Consider the following 18,320-nt stretch of genomic DNA (forward strand, 5'->3'; position numbering starts at 1 on the left):
GTCTCAGGGGCGTTGTTCAGGCGTAGAGCGGGTTCACCTTGTCGGCCTTGATGCCGTACTTCCCGATGGCCTCCGCGACCTTCGAAGCCGGCACGCTACCCTCTTCCGCCAGCGCCTTCAAGGCCGCCACGACGATGTAATGGCGATTCACCTCGAAGTGCTCGCGCAGCTTGCTGCGGAAGTCGCTGCGGCCGAAGCCGTCGGTGCCCAGCACCTTGTAGGTGCGGCCCTTCGGCACGAAGGCGCGGATCTGGTCGACGTACTGCTTGATGTAGTCGGTGGACGCCACCACCGGCCCGGCATGCTTTTCCAGCTGCTGCGCGACGAAGGGCACGCGCTGCTGCTTCGCGTCGGGGTGCAGCATGTTCCAGCGCTCGGCATCGAGGCCGTCGCGCGCCAGCTCGTTGAAGCTCGGGCAGCTCCACACGTCGGCCTGCACGCCCCAGTCCTTCTCCAGCAGGTCCTGCGCGAACAGCGACTCGCGCAGGATGGTGCCGGAACCGAGCAGCTGCACGCGGTTCCTGCCCTTGCCGCCTTCCTTCAGCAGATACATGCCCTTGACGATCTGCTCCTCGGTGCCGGGCTGCAGGCCGGGCATCGCGTAGTTCTCGTTCAGCAGCGTGATGTAGTAGAAGACGTTGTCCTGCTGCTCCACCATGCGCTTGAGGCCGTGCTGCATGATCACGGCGACCTCGTGCGCGAAGGTCGGGTCGTAGCTCACGCAGTTCGGGATGGTCTGCGCGATGATGTGGCTGTGGCCGTCCTCGTGCTGCAGGCCCTCGCCATTGAGCGTCGTGCGGCCCGAGGTGCCCCCCAGCAGGAAGCCGCGCGCCTGCATGTCGCCGGCGGCCCAGCACAGGTCGCCCACCCGCTGCAGCCCGAACATCGAGTAGTAGATGTAGAACGGGATCATGATGCGGTTGCTGGTGCTGTAGCTCGTCGCCGCCGCCACCCAGCTGGCCATGCCGCCCGCCTCGTTGATGCCCTCCTGCAGGATCTGCCCGCTCGCGTCTTCCTTGTAGTAGGAGACCTGGTCGCGGTCCTGCGGGGTGTACTTCTGCCCGTGGGGGTTGTAGATGCCGATCTGGCGGAACAGGCCTTCCATGCCGAAGGTACGCGCCTCGTCGACGAGGATGGGCACCACGCGCGATCCGAGTTCCTTGTCGCGCAGCAGCGCGGTCAGGACGCGCACATAGGCCTGCGTGGTGGAGATCTCGCGGCCTTCCGCGGTCGGGTCCGTCACCGCCTTGAACGCGTCCAGGCCCGGCACCTTCAGCTGCTCGTCGGCCTTCGCGCGGCGGTGCGGCAGGTAGCCGCCCAGCGCCTTGCGGCGTTCGTGCAGGTACTGCATCTCCGGCGTGTTCTCTTCCGGCTTGTAGAAGGGGATGTCCTTCAGCTTGTCGTCCGGGATCGGGATGTTGAAGCGGTCGCGGAAAGTGCGGATGTCGTCGTCCGCCAGCTTCTTGGCCTGGTGGGCGATGTTGCGGCCCTCGCCCGCCTTGCCCATGCCGAAGCCCTTGACCGTCTTCACCAGCAGCACGGTGGGCTGGCCCTTGTGCGTGTAGGCGCGGTGGAAGGCCGCGTAGACCTTCTGCGGGTCGTGGCCGCCGCGGTTGAGGCGCCAGATGTCCTCGTCGCTCATCTTCGCGACCATCTCCAGCGCCTTCGGGTCGCGGCCGAAGAAGTTCTTGCGCACGAAGGCGCCGTCGTTGGCCTTCATCGCCTGGTAGTCGCCGTCCAGCACTTCCATCATGATCTTGCGCAGCGCGCCGTCGCGGTCGCGCGCCAGCAGCGGATCCCAGTAGCTGCCCCAGATCAGCTTGATCACGTTCCAGCCGGCGCCGCGGAACTCGCCTTCGAGTTCCTGGATGATCTTGCCGTTGCCGCGCACCGGGCCGTCGAGGCGCTGCAGGTTGCAGTTGACGACGAAGATCAAGTTGTCCAGCCCCTCGCGCGCGGCCACGCCGATGGCGCCCAGGGACTCCACCTCGTCCATCTCGCCGTCGCCGAGAAAGGCCCAGACCTTGCGGTTCTCGGTGTTGGCGATGCCGCGGGCGTGCAGGTACTTCAGGAAGCGCGCCTGGTAGATGGCCATCAGCGGGCCGAGGCCCATCGACACCGTCGGGAACTGCCAGAACTCCGGCATCAGCTTCGGGTGCGGATAGCTCGAGAGGCCCTTGCCGTCCACCTCCTGGCGGAAGTTCAGCAGCTGGTCCTCGGTGATACGCCCTTCCATGAAGGCGCGGGCATAGATGCCGGGCGCGCTGTGGCCCTGGATGTAGAGGCAGTCGCCGCCGTGCTCGGGCGTCTCGGCATGCCAGAAGTGGTTGAAGCCGGCACCCAGCATGGTGGCCAGCGAGGCGAAGGAGCTGATGTGGCCGCCGAGGTCGCCGCCGTCGTCCGGATGGATGCGGTTGGCCTTGACCACCATGGCCATCGCGTTCCAGCGCATGTAGGCGCGCAGGCGCTCCTCGATCTCGAGGTTGCCGGGGCAGCGCTCCTCGTTCTCGGGTTCGATGGTATTGACGTAGCCGGTGGTCGCGGAGAAAGGCATGTCGATGCCTTCCTGGCGGGCTTGCTCCAGCAGTTGTTCGATCAGGAAATGGCCGCGGTCCTTGCCCTCCGAGGCGATCACGGCGGACAGGGCGTCCAGCCACTCGCGTGTCTCCTGGGCATCAGCGTCATTGGCGGCGGCACCGAACACGCGGTCGGGCTGAGCGGACATGTGTTGTCTCCTGGTAGCAGTCAAGTGAATTTAGTACGGCCTAGCCGCACGGGGGCGAAGTCTCTCATAACCGTAGGAATATTTCAAATGGTGCTTGTCGTTTTCATAATGCGAATTGCGGCAGCAGATCGACGGCACCTTTCCGGCGCGCGTTGGTCCCACGACGGCACCCCCCTTAAACTGCCTTCCTCATGCATGACAACCCCGTATCGGAGTTGCCCTCCGACGGCTCCCCCCCGAACTGGTGGCGCCACTGGTGGCGGCGCCAGACCCCGACCCGGCAGGACCGCTTCGCGATGCTGGCGCCGCTGGCCGCGGTGCTGCTGTTCCTGGCCGCCATCGTCTCCGCTTTCGGCTATCTGCGCCTGGAAGAGATGGACCGCGAGCAGGAGGCCGTCAAGCGCGACGTGGAATACGCGCAGCAGCGCATGCGCCTGCGCCTGCTGGAGCGGCAGGAACAGCTGATGCGCATCGCCCGCGACATCTCCAACAAGGAGGTGGACGCGGAGGAATTCATCGGCCGCGCCGAGTCGATGATCGCGCAGTACCCCGAACTGCTGATGCTCACCTGGATCGACGAGCGTCGGCGCGTCACGGCCAGCTACGCCGCTCCCAGCCTCAGCACCGCGCATGTGCGCACCAAGGGCGACTTGCTGCGGCCCGGCGAAACCGAAACCATGTACAGCCTGGCGCGCGACCTGCAGCAGCCGGTGTACTCGCAGCCCGTGGCGGGGCCCGACAGCTCGGGCCTGCTGCAGCTGCACGTGCCGCTCGCGGACCAGGGCAAGTTCGGCGGCGTGATCCTCGGCGAGTACTCGATCGACGGCCTGCTGCGCTACGGGGTGCCGGCGGAGATCTCGGCCAAGTACGCGGTGGCCCTGCTCGATGGCAAGGCCCGCGTGCTGGCCGGCACCTCGGTGCCGCCGCGCAATCCCGCCACCCACCTGCTGCCCTGGGCGGCGCAGCCCAATGAATACGAGGTGCCGGTCTCGCCCGTCGGCAACGGCCTCGTGGTGCGCGCGCAGGCCTATCGCACCGGCCTGGGCGTGATCGGCAGCGGGCTGTTCTGGCTGGTCGGCGCGCTGTCCGCCATGACGGCGTGGATGCTGATCGCCAACTGGCGCCACACCCGGCGCCGCATGCAGGCGCAGCAGGCCCTGATGGCCGAGACCAACTTCCGCCGGGCCATGGAGAACTCCATGCTGACCGGCATGCGGGCGCTCGATCCGCACGGCCGCATCACCTACGTCAACGCCGCCTTCTGCCAGATGACCGGCTGGAGCGAGGCCGAACTGGTGGGGCGCACGCCGCCCTTCCCCTACTGGCCCGACGAGGACCGCGAGCTGCTGATGGCGCGGCTGGAGGACGAACTGAAGGGCCGCACCATCCAGGGCGGCTTCCAGGTGCGCGTGAAGCGCAAGAACGGCACCCTGTTCGACGCGCGCCTGTACGTGTCGCCCCTCGTCGACGCCAAGGGCAACCAGACGGGCTGGATGACGTCGATGACGGACATCACCGAGCCGACCCGCATCCGCGAGCAGTTGCAGGCCTCGCACGAGCGCTTCACGACCGTGCTGGAGGCGCTGGACGCCTCGGTGTCCGTGGCGCCGCTGGGCAGCGAGGAACTGCTGTTCGCCAACAAGCTCTATCGGCTGTGGTACGGCGGCCGCGCCGCGGGCCACCTGGGCATGGTGGCGCAGGCGGGCATGTCGCAGTCGCCGCCGCACGGCGACGAGCACCTCGACGAGGTGGATTCCTTCGTCGGCCTGCCCACCAACACCCTCACGAGCGCCAGCTCGGAGAACGCCGAGATCCTCGTCCCCGAACTGGGCAAGTGGCTGGAAGTCCGCTCACGCTACCTGACCTGGGTGGACGGCCGGCTGGCCCAGATGGTGATCGCGACCGACATCACGGCGCGCCGCAACGCCGAGGAACAGGCCGCGGCGCAGGCCGAGCGCGCGCAGTCCGCCAGCCGCCTGATCACCATGGGCGAGATGGCCTCCAGCGTGGCGCACGAACTGAACCAGCCGCTGACCGCCATCGCCAACTACTGCAACGGCATGGTGTCGCGCATCCGCAGCAAGCAGATCGGCGACGAGGACCTGCTCGCGGCGCTCGACAAGACTTCGCGCCAGGCCCAACGCGCCGGCCAGATCATCCAGCGCATCCGCACCTTCGTGAAGCGCAGCGAACCGAACCGCACGCTGTCCGACGTCAGCGTGATGGTGAGCGAGGCGCTGGAACTCGCCGAGATCGAGCTGCGGCGGCGCAACGTGCGCATGTCGCACTACGTCGCCGCGCGCCTGCCGGAACTGATGGTCGACCCGATCCTGATCGAGCAGGTGCTGGTGAACCTCCTGCGCAACGCCGCCGAGGCGATCGAGCAGGCAGGCCGTCCGGTGGGGGGCCGCAGCGTGGAACTGCGGGTGGTGCCGAAGCAGATCGAGGTGCAGCAGGTGGTCGAGTTCTCCGTGGTCGACTCCGGCCAGGGTCTCGCCCCCGAGGTGATGGACCGCCTCTACGAAGCCTTCTTCTCCACCAAGGCCGAAGGCATGGGCATCGGGCTGAACCTGTGCCGTTCCATCGTGGAGTCGCACCACGGCAGGATGCAGGCGGAGAACATCTACAATGGCACGGATGTTGCCGGGTGCCGGTTCTCCTTCTGGATACCGGTCTCGGGTGCTACAAGTCCGATAGTAGGCAAGGACGCGGGGGTAACTGCTGCATGAGTTTGATTCCGAAGAAGGGCACCGTGTATGTCGTCGACGACGACGAGGCGGTGCGTGATTCGCTCCAGTGGCTGCTGGAAGGCAAGGACTACCGGGTGCGCTGCTTCGACTCCGCCGAGTCCTTCCTGGCCCGCTACGACCCGCGCGAAGTGGCCTGCCTGATCGTGGACATCCGCATGGGCGGCATGACGGGCCTGGAGCTGCAGGACAGGCTGGTGGAGCGCAAGTCGCCCCTGCCGGTGGTCTTCATCACCGGCCACGGCGACGTGCCGATGGCGGTGAACACGATGAAGAAGGGCGCGATGGATTTCATCCAGAAGCCCTTCAAGGAAGACGAGCTGGTGAGCCTGGTGGAGCGCATGCTCGAACGCGCCAAGGACACCTTCGCCGAATACCAGAGCGCCGCCAGCCGCGACGCCCTGCTGTCCAAGCTGACCTCGCGCGAGGCCCAGGTGCTGGAGCGCATCGTGGCCGGCCGCCTGAACAAGCAGATCGCCGACGACCTGGGCATCAGCATCAAGACCGTGGAGGCGCACCGCGCCAACATCATGGAAAAGCTGAACGCGAACACCGTGGCCGACCTGCTGAAGATCGCGCTCGGCCAGACACCGCCGAAAGCCTGAAAACCTGACAGCCGAACGCAGAGGGCGCAAAGGTTACGCAGAGGACGCAGAAGAACATCCTCTTGAAGGATTTTTCTGCGTCCTCTGCGGGTCCTCTGCGCCCTCTGCGTTCGGCTTTTTGTTTTGAATTGAATCCATGACCGCCAAACTCATCGACGGGAACGCCCTCGCCGCCCAGATCCGCGCCGAAGTCGCCGGCCGCACGGCCGCCCTCAAGGCCAGGGGCGTCCAGCCCCACCTGGCCATCATCCTGGTCGGCGAGGATCCCGCCAGCCAGGTCTACGTGAAGCACAAGGCGGCGGACAGCGAGCAGACCGGGCTGAAGGCGAGCCTGGAGCGCCTCCCCGCCACCCTGAGCGAGGCCGATTTGCTGGCCCGCATCCGCGCCCTGAACGAGGACCCGTCCGTGCACGGCATCCTGGTGCAGTTGCCGCTGCCGAAGCACATGGACACCCACAAGGTGATCGAGACGATCTCGCCCGCCAAGGACGTCGACGGCTTCCACGTGGCGAGCGCCGGCGCGCTGATGGTGGGGCAGCCCGGCTTCTGGCCCTGCACGCCCTACGGCTGCCTCAAGATGCTCGAGTCCATCGGCTACGACCTCAAGGGCAAGCACGCCGTGGTGATTGGCCGCAGCAACATCGTCGGCAAGCCCATGGCCATGATGCTGCTCGGGCGCGATGCGACGGTGACGGTGTGCCACAGCCGCACGAAGGACCTCGGCGCGATCACGCGGCAGGCCGACGTCGTGGTGGCCGCGGTCGGCAAGCGCAACGTGCTGACCGCCGACATGATCAAGCCCGGCGCGGTGGTCATCGACGTCGGCATGAACCGCAACGACGAAGGCAAGCTCTGCGGCGACGTGGACTTCGCCGGCGTGAAGGAAGTGGCCGGCTGGATCACGCCGGTGCCGGGTGGCGTGGGTCCCATGACGCGCGCCATGCTGCTGGTGAACACGATCGAAGCAGCCGAGCGTTCGGCGCAATAGGCAGAAGCAAACCGAACAGCCGAACGCAGAGGGCGCAAAGGTTCGCAAAGAGCGCAGAAGAAGTCCTTTAAAGGATGTTTTCTGCGTCCTCTGCGCACCTTTGCGCCCTCTGCGTTCGGTTGTCTGGTTTTCCCCCGCCGCGCCAATCGCCCTCATCAGGATTCCCAATCCCCCCGCGCCCCCTGACGCGCTGGCCCGTATCGCACAATGTGCGGCATGCACAACCCCCTCCTCGACTTCAAGGACCTTCCCCTTTTCGATCAGGTGCGGCCGGAGCACGTGGCGCCGGCCATGGACGAACTGCTGGCGCAGGCGGACCAGGCGCTCGCCCGGGTGACGGAGCCGGAGTTCCCGCCCGACTGGAACGGCATGTCGCGCGTGCTCGACGTCGCCACCGAGCGGCTGAGCCGCGCCTGGGGCGTGGTCGGCCACCTCAACGCGGTGGCCGACACGCCGGAGCTGCGCGCGGCGTACAACGAGGCCCTGCCCCGCGTCACCGAGTTCTGGACCCGGCTGGGTTCCGATGAAAAGCTTTACGCCAAGTACAAGGCGATCGATCCCTCGAAGCTGTCGAAGGACCAGCAGCAGGCGCTGAAGAACGCGATCCGCAATTTCGTGCTCTCGGGCGCCGAACTGGCCGGCGCCGCCAAGGAGCGCTTCGCCCGGATCCAGGAGCGGGCCGCGGAGCTGTCGCAGAAGTTCAGCGAGCACGCGCTGGACGCGACCGACGCCTTCTCGTACTACGCGAACGAGGGCGAGCTGGACGGCGTGCCGCAGGACGTGGTGCAGGCCGCCCGCGCCGCCGCCGAGGCGGACGGCAAGGAAGGCTTCAAGCTCACCCTGAAGATGCCCAGCTACCTGCCCGTGATGCAGTTCGGGCACAACCGCCAGCTGCGCGAGCGCCTCTACCGCGCCTACGTCACCCGCGCCAGCGACCAGGGCGACCCGGCGTTCGACAACACGCCCCTGATCCGCGAGATCCTCGCCCTGCGGCGCGAGGAGGCGCAGCTCCTCGGCTACCCGAACTTCTCCGAGGTCTCGCTGGTTCCCAAGATGGCCGAATCGCCCGCCCAGGTGATCCGCTTCCTGCGCGACCTCGCCCGGCGCGCCAAGCCCTACGCCGAGAAGGACGTGGAGGACATGCGCGGCTTCGGGACCGCCAACCTGGGCATCGCCGACCCGCAGGCCTGGGACTGGGCCTACATCGGCGAGAAGCTGAAGGAGGCCCGCTACGCCTTCAGCGAACAGGAGGTGAAGCAGTACTTCACCGCGCCCAAGGTGCTCGCCGGCCTGTTCAAGATCGTCGAGACGCTGTTCGAGGTGGAGATCCGCCGCGACTTCGCCCCGGCCTGGCATCCCGGCGTGGAGTTCTACCGCATCGAGCGCGGCGGCGAGCTGCTCGGCCAGTTCTACCTCGATCCCGCGGCGCGCACCGGCAAGCGCGGCGGCGCCTGGATGGACGACGTGCGGGCGCGCTGGCTGCGCCCCGACGGCGGCCAGCTGCAGACCCCGGTGGCGCACCTGGTGTGCAACTTCGCCGAAGGCGTCGAAGGCCGCCCCGCCCTGCTGACGCACGACGACGTGATCACGCTGTTCCACGAGTCGGGACACGGCCTGCACCACATGCTGACGCAGGTGAACGAGCGCGACGTCTCGGGCATCAGCGGCGTCGAGTGGGACGCGGTGGAACTCCCCAGCCAGTTCATGGAGAACTTCTGCTGGGAATGGGGCGTGCTGAAGCACATGACCGCCCACGTGGACACCGGCGAGCCGCTGCCGCGCGAGCTGTTCGACAAGATGCTGGCGGCCAAGAATTTCCAGAGCGGCCTGGCCACCCTGCGCCAGATCGAGTTCGCCCTGTTCGACATGCTGTTGCACACGGACCACGATCCCGCCAGCGATTTCATGCCGCTGCTGCAGCGGGTCCGCGACGAGGTGGCGGTGTTGCATCCGCCCCTCTTCAACCGCATGGCCCACACTTTCAGCCATATTTTTGCAGGCGGATACGCGGCCGGCTATTACAGCTACAAGTGGGCCGAAGTGCTCAGCGCCGACGCCTATGCCGCCTTCGAGGAAACGGCGGGCGAAGACGGCATGCCCAGCGTGAAGACGGGCCGGAAGTATCGCCAGGCGATCCTGGAAGCCGGCGGCAGCCGGCCGGCGATGGAGTCGTTCAAGGCCTTCCGCGGCCGCGAACCCACCCTCGACGCCTTGTTGCGCCACCAGGGAATGGCCTGAGACAATCTGCCCAACAGCAGGAGAAGCAAGGATTCCGATGTTTTCTGTCCGACAGGCGGCCCTCGCCGCATTCGTGGGCATGGTGAGCCTGGCCGCCGCGGCGGCCCAGGCGCAGGTGTACCGGATCGTCGGCCCGGACGGCCGCGTGACCTTTTCCGACCGTCCCGAAGGCAACGCGGCGCAATCGGTGCCCCAGTCCGGCAACGTGGCCGCCGCCGGTTCGGCCAGCCTCCCGTCCGAAGTGCGCAATGCCGCGAACCGCTATCCGGTCACTCTCTACACGGGCAAGGAGTGCGCGCCCTGCGACCAGGCCCGCGGCTTCCTCGCGGTCCGCGGCATCCCGTACACGGAAAAGACCGTCACCACCGACGCCGACGCCCGCGCGCTGCGCAGCCTGAGCGGCGCGACCAGCCTGCCCTTCGCCACGCTGGGCGGACAGCACCTGATCGGATTCGCGGACTCCGAGTGGTCGCAGTACATGGACGCCGCCGGTTATCCCAGGACTTCCATGCTGCCTCCGGGCTACCGCAACCCGCCGCCCGCGCCCTTGGTGGCCGTGCAGGCGCCGCAGGGCGGCCCGCCCACGGCGCAGGCCGCGCCCAGCCGGCCGGTGCAGCCGCGCGAACCGAGCCCGCAGCCCGCCCCGAGCGCCCCTTCGCCCGCGAACCCGGCCGGAATCCGGTTCTAGAAGTTCAGCGCCTGGACGCCGCCGCTCGTGCCCAGCAGGCACACGGCGGCTTTTTGCTGCGCGAACACGCCCACGGTCAGGACGCCGGGCCACTGGTTGACCTCGGTCTCGAAGGCCAGCGGATCGCGGATCGCGAGGCCGGTCACATCCAGGATGTGCTGGCCGTTGTCGGTCACCAGCGGCTTGCCGTCCTGCAGGCGCACGCGGGCCGTGCCGCCCAGGGCCGCGAACTGGCGCACGATGCGCTGGGTGGCCATGGGGATCACTTCCACCGGCAGCGGAAACTTGCCGAGCACCTGGACGCGCTTGGATTCGTCGGCGATGCAGACGAAGCGCCGCGACTGCGCCGCGACGATCTTCTCGCGCGTGAGCGCGGCGCCGCCGCCCTTGACCATGCAGCCCTGGCCGTCGATCTCGTCGGCGCCGTCGACGTAGACGGCCAGGTCCTCGACCTCGTTGGCGTCGAACACACGGATGCCGATCGCCCGCAGCCGCTCGGTGGAGGCCTCCGAGCTGGAGACGGCGCCCGGGATCTGGTCCTTGATGGTGGCCAGGGCCTCGATGAACTTGTTGACCGTGGAGCCGGTGCCGACCCCCACGACCTGCCCCAGCGGCACGTACTTGAGGGCCGCGCGCCCCACCAGCGTCTTCAGTTCGTCCTGCGTCACGCGACAATCCCCCGTTTGCTTGATCGAAACCGGAATTATCGGATGTCCCTGCTTCCCTACGCCCTGACCCGCCCTTTCCTGTTCGGGATGGATCCCGAAGCGGCCCACGAGCTGACGCTGGAAACGCTGGCGCGCCTGCAGGGCTCGCCGCTGCGCTGGGCCTGGGCCAACAGGTTCGTGCCCGATCCCATCGAACTGGCGGGCCTGCGGTTTCCCAACCGGATCGGCCTGGCCGCCGGCCTGGACAAGAACGCGCGCTGCATCGACGCGCTGGGCGCCATGGGCTTCGGCTTCGTCGAGGTCGGCACCGTCACGCCGCGGCCGCAGCCCGGCAACCCCAAGCCGCGGCTGTTCCGGCTGCGCGAGGCCGACGCGCTGATCAACCGCCTGGGCTTCAACAACGACGGCCTCGAGGCCTTCGTCGCCAACGTGCAGCGTTCGCGCTTCCGCGCGCAGGGCCGGCTGCTGGGGCTCAACATCGGCAAGAACGCGGCGACGCCGATCGAGGAGGCCACCAGCGACTACCTCAGCGGGCTGGCCGGCGTGTACCCGCACGCGGACTACGTCACCGTCAACATCTCCAGCCCCAACACCAAGAACCTGCGCGCGCTCCAGAGCGACGAGGCACTGGACGCCCTGCTCGGCGCATTGGCGGCGCGACGCGAGCAGCTTGCCGGCGAGCACGGGCGGCGCGTGCCGCTGTTCGTGAAGATCGCACCGGACCTCGACGAGGCGCAGGTCGACGTGATCGCGGCCACGCTGCGGCGGCACGGCATGGACGGCGTGATCGCCACCAACACCACCATAGGCCGCGACAAGGTGCAGGGCCTCGCGCATGCGCAGGAGACCGGCGGCCTCAGCGGCGCGCCGTTGCTGGAGGCCAGCAACCGCGTCATCGCGCAGCTGCGCGCCGCGCTGGGCGGCGGCTATCCCATCGTCGGCGTGGGCGGCGTGCTGAGCGCGGACGACGCGCTGGCGAAGCTGCGCGCCGGCGCGGACGTGGTGCAGATCTACACCGGCCTGATCTACCGGGGACCGGCGCTCGTCGACCAGATCGCCAAGGCCTTCGCGCGCGACCGTGTCAACGCGTAGGAGCCTGGGCTCCTAATCCCCGAACTGCTGCCGCCGTCCGAAGCCGCGGCCGTTGTCGATGAAGAACAGGCGCGCCACCCGCAGCCGGTACCACTGCACGCGCGCCAGCGCCTCCAGGATGGCGGCGGGCGCCACGTCCGGCCGCACGAAGGCGAAGCGCTCCGCATAGGCCCGCCGCGCCTGTTCGCGTTGCGCGCCCTCCAGCGGCGCGGCGACGCCTTCGAGCTGGATCCCGCGGATGCTGCGCCAGTCCTGCTCCTGGCCCTGGATGGTCGCCGCGCAGCGCGCGTCGCGCGCGAGGTCGCGTGCATGGCGGCTCGCCGGCGTGGAGAGGAACACGAGGTCGTCGCCGTCGCGGGCGTAGAACAGGGCGGCCGCCCAGGGGCCCTGCTCGCCCTGCGTCGCGAGCGTCATGACGTGGTGGCCGCGCAGGAAGGCCTCGACGTCTTCGGTGAGCTGGAGCGGGTGCATGCGCAATCCTTGTAGGGCCAGGCGAAGACCCTGTCTTGATCGGCATCAATCATCGGGCCCGCAGCCCGCCGGTGTCTTCCCCGATGCGTGCCCGCGCGCGCAGCTCCACATTGCCGGGGAGGCCATTCCGAAGGACTCCCATGACCGCTTCCCGGGGCCCCGACCCGACCGACAAGGACATGCGCAGCTGGATCCGCGAGCTGGAGTCCGCGCAGGAATTGATCCGCATCGACAAGCCCGTCGACCCGCTGACGCAGATGGGATCGCTGCTTTACCAGTCGCGCGAGAAGGCGCTGCTGTTCGAGAACCTGCCCCACGGCTGGCGCTCGCTGGGCCAGGCGCCGGCGAACTTCCGCCATGCCGCGCTCGCCTTCGGCGCGCCGCAGGAGCAGGTGGTGCCCCTGATCGCCCAGCGCATGGGCAAGCTGATCGCGCCGCGAATGGTGGAGACCGGGCCCGTGAAGGAGCTCAAGCTGCGCAAGGGCGAGTTCGACCTGACGCAGCTGCCCGTGCACGTGGCCGGCCAGCTCGATGGCGGGCCCGTCATCGGCTCGGGCCTGGTGGTCACTAAGGACCCCGACACCGGCCAGCGCAACCTGAGCTTCCACCGCCTGCAGATCAAGGGCCCCGACAAGTCGGGCATCCTGCTGGTGCCGCGGCACACGTGGAAGAACTACCAGAAGTACCAGGCGCGCAACGAGCCCATGCCGGTGGCGATCATGATCGGGCACCACCCGCTCTACTACATGGCCGCGGCGACCACGGCCGCCTACGGGCTGGACGAATTCGAGATCGCCGGCGGCTACCTCGATGCGCCGGTCCCGCTGGTGAAGTGCGAGACCGTGGACCTCGAGGTCCCGGCCAACGCGGAACTGGTGCTGGAAGGCTTCATCCCGCCCCACGTGCGCGAGGACGAAGGCCCCTTCTCCGAATTCCAGGACTACTACGCCACCGGCACCGGCAAGAACCCGGTCGTGCACTACACCTGCATGACCCGGCGCCACGACGCGATCTTCAAGAACCTGCAGAACGGCTCGGAGATGGAGGGCTGCGTCTTCCACAAGCTGCCGATGAGCGCGACCATCTTCCGCCGGCTGAAGGACGTGGGCGGCGGGCCGAACCTGCACAACGTCATGATCCTGCCGGGCATCTTCGCCCTGGTGGTGCAGATGACGCCGCGCGCCTACGGCGAGGCCAAGAACCTGCTGCTGGCCGCGCTCGCCTCGGAGTACCAGCATCCGAAGGTCGCGATCGCCGTCGATGCCGACGTCGACATCTTCAATCCCAACGAGGTCCTGTGGGCCATCGCCACCCGCGTGGACCCGGACAAGGACGTCGTGGTCATTCCCGGCACGCACAACCACGCGATGGACGCGAGCCTGCAGGAGCTGGGCGCGCCCGGGACCGGCCTGTGGCAGCGCTTCGGCTCGAAGATGCTGATCGACGCCACCGCGCCGCCGCCGGCCGACGCCGCCGCCCGCGCCAACTTCGAGCGCATCCGGCCGATCAATCCGCAACTGCGGCTGGAGGATTTCGCCGCCGCCGGTTCCATGGACATCGTCCGCGCCCTGTCACCGCAGTTCTTCGGCTCCAGGCTCCTGGGGCGCTGAGGAGGCCGCATGCTGCTGCGCATCCTGCAACGCGTGGCCATCGCCGCGCTGGCGCTCGCGGGCGCGGCCGGCGCGCACGCCGGCTACCCCGACAAGGCGATCACGCTGGTCATCCCCGTGGCCGCCGGCGACGCGACCGACATCGCCGGCCGCGTGATGGCCGACGAACTCGCCAGGCTGCTGAAGGTGCCCGTGCTGCCGCTCAACGCCCCGGGCGCCGGCGGGCTGATGGGCGCCGGCACGGTGGCGAAGGCGGCCAAGGACGGCTACACCCTGCTGTTCACCATCAATGCCTCGCTCACCGCCAACCGCATCCTGAATCCGCAGGCGGCCAGCTACGACCCGCTGGTGGACTTCACGCCGCTGGGGCTTACCACCCGCACGCCGATGGTGATCGCGGTGCGGGGCGACGCGCCCTTCCGCAACCTGTCGGAACTGGCGGCCCATGCGAAGAAGAACCCCGGCAAGGTCAACCTGGGCACGGCCGGCACCGGCACCATCGGCGACTTCACGGTGCAGATCGTCGGCGCGCAGACCGGCACCCAGCTGACCATGGTGCCCTTCAAGGGCGGCGCGCCTTCGGTCGCGGCGCTGCAGGGCGGGCACATCGAGGGCACCGCCGTCGCCCTGGGGCTGCTCGCCGGGCACCTGAAGAGCGGCGCCCTGCGCGGCATCGTGGCTTCGTCCCGCTCGCCCGAGTTCCCTTCGATTCCCACGATGACGGACCTGGGCTATGCGCAGAACCTGCTCGGGGTGTGGCTCGCCTTCTTCGCCCCTTCCGGCGTGAGCCCCGAGGTCACGCGCGTGCTGGTGCCCGCGATCGAGAAGGTGGCGACGGATCCCGCCGTGGCCGCGCGGCTGGCCACGCTGGGCGTGGTGCAGGACTACCAGCCGCCGCAGAACCTGCTGGCGGAGATCCGGGCCGAGCAGAAGGTCGTCGAGGAGATCCTGCGCAAGCCGGCCGCCGCCGAAGGGATCGCCAAATGACGCTGCCGCTGGTGGTGGCCATCACGGGCGCCACCGGCGTCATCTACGGCGTGGAACTGCTGCGCGTGCTGCAGGACCTCGGGCAGCCCACCCACTTGATCCTCAGCGAGGCCGCGGGCGCCAACCTCGCCATCGAGACCGAGTACACGCTGGACCAGGTGCGCTCGCTCGCCACCGTGGTGTACAGCAACAAGGACGTGGGCGCGGCGGTGGCCAGCGGCTCCTTCCGCACCCGCGGGATGATCGTGGCGCCCTGCACGGTGAAGACGCTGTCGGCCATCGCGAACTCCTTCACCTTCAACCTGGTGACGCGGGCCGCCGACGTGCAGCTGAAGGAAGGCCGCAAGCTGGTGCTGATGGTGCGCGAGACGCCGCTGCACAAGGGCCACCTGGACCTGATGGCGCGGGCCGCCGACTGCGGTGCGGTGATCCTGCCGCCGATGCCGGCCTTCTACCACCGGCCCGAAACGATCCTGGACCTGGTTCACCAGAGCATCGGCAAGGCGCTCGACCAGGTGGGGATCGAGCACGAGTTGTTCCGGCGCTGGACCGGCCGGGCGGGCTGACGCGGCCTCAGGCGAGCTCGGTCACGGCGAGCTCCGCGATCGCCATCGCGCTCGTGAGGCCCGGCGACTCGATGCCGAACAGGTTCAGCAGCCCCGGCACGCCGTGCAGCGCGGGCCCGTCGATGCGGAAGTCGGGCGCCTTCTCGTGCGGCCCGTGGATCTTCGGGCGCACGCCGCTGTAGCTGGGCGCCAGCGAACCCTCGGGCAGGCCCGGCCAGTAGCGCCGCACCTCGGCATAGAAGCCGTCGGCGCGCGCGGGGTCCACCCGGTAGTCGATCTGCTCCGGCGCCTGCACGTCCAGCCACTCGATGTCGGGACCGAACTTGGCCTGCCCGCCCAGGTCGAGCGTGAGGTGCGTGCCGAGATGCGCATCGCTGGGCGCCGGGTAGATCAGGTGCGTGAACGGCGCGCGGCCGCTCAGCGCGTAGTAGTTGCCCTTGGCGAACCACTCGCGCGGGACGAAGCGCGCCTCCAGCCCCTCGAAGCGGCGCGCCAGGGCGCAGGCATGCAGGGCGGCGGCGTTCACCAGCAGGTCGCAGGCGAGTTCGGAGCCGTCCGCCAGGCGCAGCACGTGCGGTTCGCCAGCGCCGCGCGCGAGCCGCGCCGACACGACTTCGCTGCCCAGGGCCACCATGCCGCCGGCGCGTTCCAGGTCGCCCTGCAGCGCCAGCATGAGGCCGTGGCTGTCGACGATGCCGGTGCTGGGCGAATGCAGGGCCGCGACGCATTGCAGCGCCGGTTCCAGCGCCCGCGCCTGCGCGCCCTCCAGCCATTCGACCGGCACGCCGTTGGCGGCGGCGCGGTCCTGCAGGCCGCGCAGGGCGCGCACCTCGTCCTCGCTGTGGGCGACGGTGAGCTTGCCGCAGCGCCTGTGCTCCACGCCGTGCGAGGCGCACAGGGCGTACAGCAGTTCCTTGCCGCGCACGCACAGGCGCGCCTTCAGGGAGCCGGGCGTGTAGTACAGGCCGGCGTGGATCACCTCGCTGTTGCGCGAGCTCACGCCCTGCCCGATCCCGGCCTGCGCCTCCGCCACGATGGTCTCGCGCCCGGCCTGCGCCAGCGCGCGGGCCACGGCGAGGCCGACGACGCCGGCGCCGATCACCACTGCATCGACGCGGTCCATCAGGCGAGCTTCCGCGGATCGGTCGCGATCAGTTCTTCGACCAGGCGGCGCAGGTGCGCCTTCAGCGTGGCGAAGCCCGCATGCGGCTCCAGGGTCCCTTCGTCCATGTACAGCTTGCGGTTGACCTCGACCTGGATGCTGTGCCGCTGCGTCCGCGGGTCGCCGTAGCGGCGCACCAGTTCCACGCCCTTGTAGGGATGGTTGTATTCCACCACGTAGCCGAAGCCGCGCAGCAACTCGCAGATGTGCTGCGACAGCGCCGGCGACGCGGTGCTGCCGTCGCGGTCGCCGATCACGAAGTCGGCGTGGACCAGTCCGGGGTAGTCGGTCGAATACGCCGACGACACCGCCGGCATCGAATGGCAGTTCAGGTGGATGCTGTAGCCGTGGCGCGCGTGGGCGGCCGCGATCGCATCCGCGACGGCGCGGTGGTAGGGCGCCCAGCAGCGCGCGATGCGCTCGCGCACCTCGGCGGCGGTGAGCTTGCGGTCGTACAGCGGCTCGCCTTCGTCGGTCAGCCGCCAGATCAGGCCCTTGCCGAGGCGGACCTTGGCGAGCGTGGCGGGATCGGAGGCCACCGGCTCGTCCCAGCCGCCGTCGACGAGGGAGACATCGAGTTCGGTGGTGTTGCGGTTGGCGTCGAGGTAGCTGCGCGGGAACAGCGCCTCGATCCAGGCGACGCCCAGCGCCGGCGCGAAGTCGTACAGCTTCTCGACGTGGGTGTCCTCGGCGCGGCGCAGCACCTCCAGCGGCAGCCGGGAACGGAAGTCTTCGGGATAGTTCACGCCGCTGTGCGGCGAATCGAGCACCAGGGGGGCGCTGCCCGGGATGGATCGGACGAGCGATGACATGCCGTGATTGTGCCCCGAGGCGTCAGCCGTTGCGCTGCGGCACGGGCGCGTTGCTGGTCCAGCGCACGCGGCCGCCCTCGCGCGTCACGGTGCCGTTGGACCAGACCGTGTGCCGGCCGGCGCGGCGGCCGTCGGCATCGCTGCCGCCGCCCGACCATTCGATCGTGCCCACGACCCGCGGCTTCGCGTCGGCGGCGCGCTCCACGGGCGCCGTCTTCGCCTCGACCACCGGCAGGACGGCCGGCAGACCGGACGCGCCGTCGCCCGCCAGCCGCTCGGCCTGGAGGGCGCCCTGGCGCACGTTGCGGATGTGGCGCTGCGTCTCCACCGGCAGGGCGGGGTGGCGGATGCCGTCCCAGTGCTGGCGTGCCGCGCTGGAGAGGTTGTAGTAGATCGAGATGCCCTCGCGCAGGCGCGCGGCGCGCTCGGCCCCGGGCAGGCGCAGGCCGGCGATGCGGCGCGCGCTCCACTGCGCCGCTTCCTTCAGCAGTTTCGCGGCCGCGTGCACGGCCTCCACCGGGTCGTTGGCATCGCGCACACCCAGGGCGCGCGCCGTGGCCGGCTCCAGCTGGGCCAGGCCCTCGCTGGTGACGCCGTTGCGGCCCATGCCGGGACGCGGCACCCAGCTGGTCTCGGCGCTGATCACGCCGTACACGTCGCGATAGTCCAGGCCGACCTCGGCGAGGCCGGCACGGTCGGCCGCGGCCCGCGCGAGCAGCACGCGCGATTCGGGGTCGGGCGTCTGCACGGCGCGGCTGCCCACGCGCACCGTCATCCAGCGCAACTGCCCACGCAGCTTTTCGTAGTACGTCCCCTGCGGGGACGCGGGCGTGGCGGCGGCCCGCGCCGCGACCGGCAGGATCACGCTCCCGATCACGCAGGCGGCAAGCAGCGCGGCCTGGGCGGCACGCGACACGGATTGGACGAACGACAGCTGGCTCCCCATGGCCCCTTTCCTCGG

The 18,320-nt window shown here is 69.2% G+C and carries 15 protein-coding genes; 9 read left to right on the forward strand and 6 right to left on the reverse strand.

What is annotated here, in order from left to right:
- Positions 1–16: 16 nt before the first annotated feature.
- On the reverse strand, positions 17–2,725 hold the full coding sequence (aceE, locus tag JJ685_RS01190) for a pyruvate dehydrogenase (acetyl-transferring), homodimeric type (protein WP_201672346.1): 2,709 nt from the start codon (positions 2,723–2,725) through the stop codon (positions 17–19).
- Positions 2,726–2,916: 191 nt separating this feature from the next.
- Here aceE and JJ685_RS01195 point away from each other — a divergent pair, with 191 nt between their 5' ends.
- The 5 genes from JJ685_RS01195 to JJ685_RS01215 all read left to right on the forward strand — a co-directional run bounded on the left by JJ685_RS01195 (position 2,917) and on the right by JJ685_RS01215 (position 9,991).
- Positions 2,917–5,454, forward strand: coding sequence for a PAS domain S-box protein (locus JJ685_RS01195; RefSeq protein ID WP_201672347.1), 2,538 nt, complete (start codon positions 2,917–2,919; stop codon positions 5,452–5,454).
- Positions 5,451–6,077 carry a response regulator transcription factor gene (locus JJ685_RS01200; protein WP_169422411.1) on the forward strand — a complete coding sequence of 209 codons (627 nt, stop codon included), beginning with the start codon at positions 5,451–5,453 and terminating at the stop codon, positions 6,075–6,077. Before JJ685_RS01195 ends, JJ685_RS01200 begins: the two co-directional genes overlap by 4 nt.
- A gap of 136 nt (positions 6,078–6,213) precedes the next feature.
- The gene (gene folD, locus JJ685_RS01205) at positions 6,214–7,065 is read left to right on the forward strand and encodes a bifunctional methylenetetrahydrofolate dehydrogenase/methenyltetrahydrofolate cyclohydrolase FolD (protein ID WP_201672348.1); all 852 of its coding nucleotides are present in this window, start codon (positions 6,214–6,216) and stop codon (positions 7,063–7,065) included.
- Positions 7,066–7,281: 216 nt separating this feature from the next.
- A complete protein-coding gene (locus JJ685_RS01210) occupies positions 7,282–9,303 on the forward strand; it encodes a M3 family metallopeptidase (protein WP_201672349.1) in 2,022 nt (673 codons plus the stop codon).
- A gap of 37 nt (positions 9,304–9,340) precedes the next feature.
- On the forward strand, positions 9,341–9,991 hold the full coding sequence (locus JJ685_RS01215) for a glutaredoxin family protein (protein WP_201672350.1): 651 nt from the start codon (positions 9,341–9,343) through the stop codon (positions 9,989–9,991).
- On the opposite strand, the gene rpiA is transcribed toward JJ685_RS01215, so the two are convergent.
- On the reverse strand, positions 9,988–10,659 hold the full coding sequence (gene rpiA, locus JJ685_RS01220; protein WP_201672351.1) for a ribose-5-phosphate isomerase RpiA: 672 nt from the start codon (positions 10,657–10,659) through the stop codon (positions 9,988–9,990). The genes JJ685_RS01215 and rpiA overlap by 4 nt on opposite strands.
- A gap of 42 nt (positions 10,660–10,701) precedes the next feature.
- Between rpiA and JJ685_RS01225 the strand changes: the two genes are divergently transcribed.
- Positions 10,702–11,751: a quinone-dependent dihydroorotate dehydrogenase gene (locus JJ685_RS01225; RefSeq protein WP_201672352.1), complete on the forward strand. Its 1,050-nt coding sequence runs from the start codon at positions 10,702–10,704 to the stop codon at positions 11,749–11,751.
- Between the two features lie 12 nt (positions 11,752–11,763).
- Here JJ685_RS01225 and JJ685_RS01230 read toward each other — a convergent pair whose 3' ends face one another.
- On the reverse strand, positions 11,764–12,222 hold the full coding sequence (locus JJ685_RS01230) for a pyridoxamine 5'-phosphate oxidase family protein (protein ID WP_201672353.1): 459 nt from the start codon (positions 12,220–12,222) through the stop codon (positions 11,764–11,766).
- Between the two features lie 140 nt (positions 12,223–12,362).
- On the opposite strand from JJ685_RS01230, the gene JJ685_RS01235 reads away from it, so the two are divergent.
- From JJ685_RS01235 to JJ685_RS01245, 3 genes are read left to right on the forward strand one after another with little or no spacing between them, the layout of a single operon-like run.
- Positions 12,363–13,832, forward strand: a complete 1,470-nt coding sequence (locus tag JJ685_RS01235; protein WP_201672354.1) for a UbiD family decarboxylase — start codon at positions 12,363–12,365, stop codon at positions 13,830–13,832.
- 9 nt (positions 13,833–13,841) lie between these two features.
- The gene (locus JJ685_RS01240) at positions 13,842–14,819 is read left to right on the forward strand and encodes a tripartite tricarboxylate transporter substrate binding protein (RefSeq protein WP_201672355.1); all 978 of its coding nucleotides are present in this window, start codon (positions 13,842–13,844) and stop codon (positions 14,817–14,819) included.
- Positions 14,816–15,385 (forward strand): UbiX family flavin prenyltransferase, encoded by a 570-nt coding sequence (locus JJ685_RS01245; RefSeq protein WP_201672356.1) that lies wholly within the window; start codon positions 14,816–14,818, stop codon positions 15,383–15,385. Before JJ685_RS01240 ends, JJ685_RS01245 begins: the two co-directional genes overlap by 4 nt.
- Before the next feature lie 7 nt (positions 15,386–15,392).
- Here JJ685_RS01245 and JJ685_RS01250 read toward each other — a convergent pair whose 3' ends face one another.
- Genes JJ685_RS01250 through JJ685_RS01260 form a run of 3 tightly spaced genes read right to left on the reverse strand, consistent with a single transcriptional unit; the run spans position 15,393 to position 18,305 of the window.
- Positions 15,393–16,508 carry an NAD(P)/FAD-dependent oxidoreductase gene (locus JJ685_RS01250; protein WP_201672357.1) on the reverse strand — a complete coding sequence of 372 codons (1,116 nt, stop codon included), beginning with the start codon at positions 16,506–16,508 and terminating at the stop codon, positions 15,393–15,395.
- Positions 16,508–17,359 carry an N-formylglutamate amidohydrolase gene (locus JJ685_RS01255; RefSeq protein WP_201672358.1) on the reverse strand — a complete coding sequence of 284 codons (852 nt, stop codon included), beginning with the start codon at positions 17,357–17,359 and terminating at the stop codon, positions 16,508–16,510. Before JJ685_RS01255 ends, JJ685_RS01250 begins: the two co-directional genes overlap by 1 nt.
- Before the next feature lie 22 nt (positions 17,360–17,381).
- Positions 17,382–18,305 (reverse strand): transglycosylase SLT domain-containing protein, encoded by a 924-nt coding sequence (locus tag JJ685_RS01260; RefSeq protein WP_201672359.1) that lies wholly within the window; start codon positions 18,303–18,305, stop codon positions 17,382–17,384.
- Positions 18,306–18,320 lie beyond the last annotated feature (15 nt).

Origin of the sequence: Ramlibacter monticola, assembly GCF_016722785.1 — a bacterium.
In the GTDB taxonomy this organism is placed as follows: Bacteria; Pseudomonadota; Gammaproteobacteria; order Burkholderiales; family Burkholderiaceae_C; genus Ramlibacter; species Ramlibacter monticola.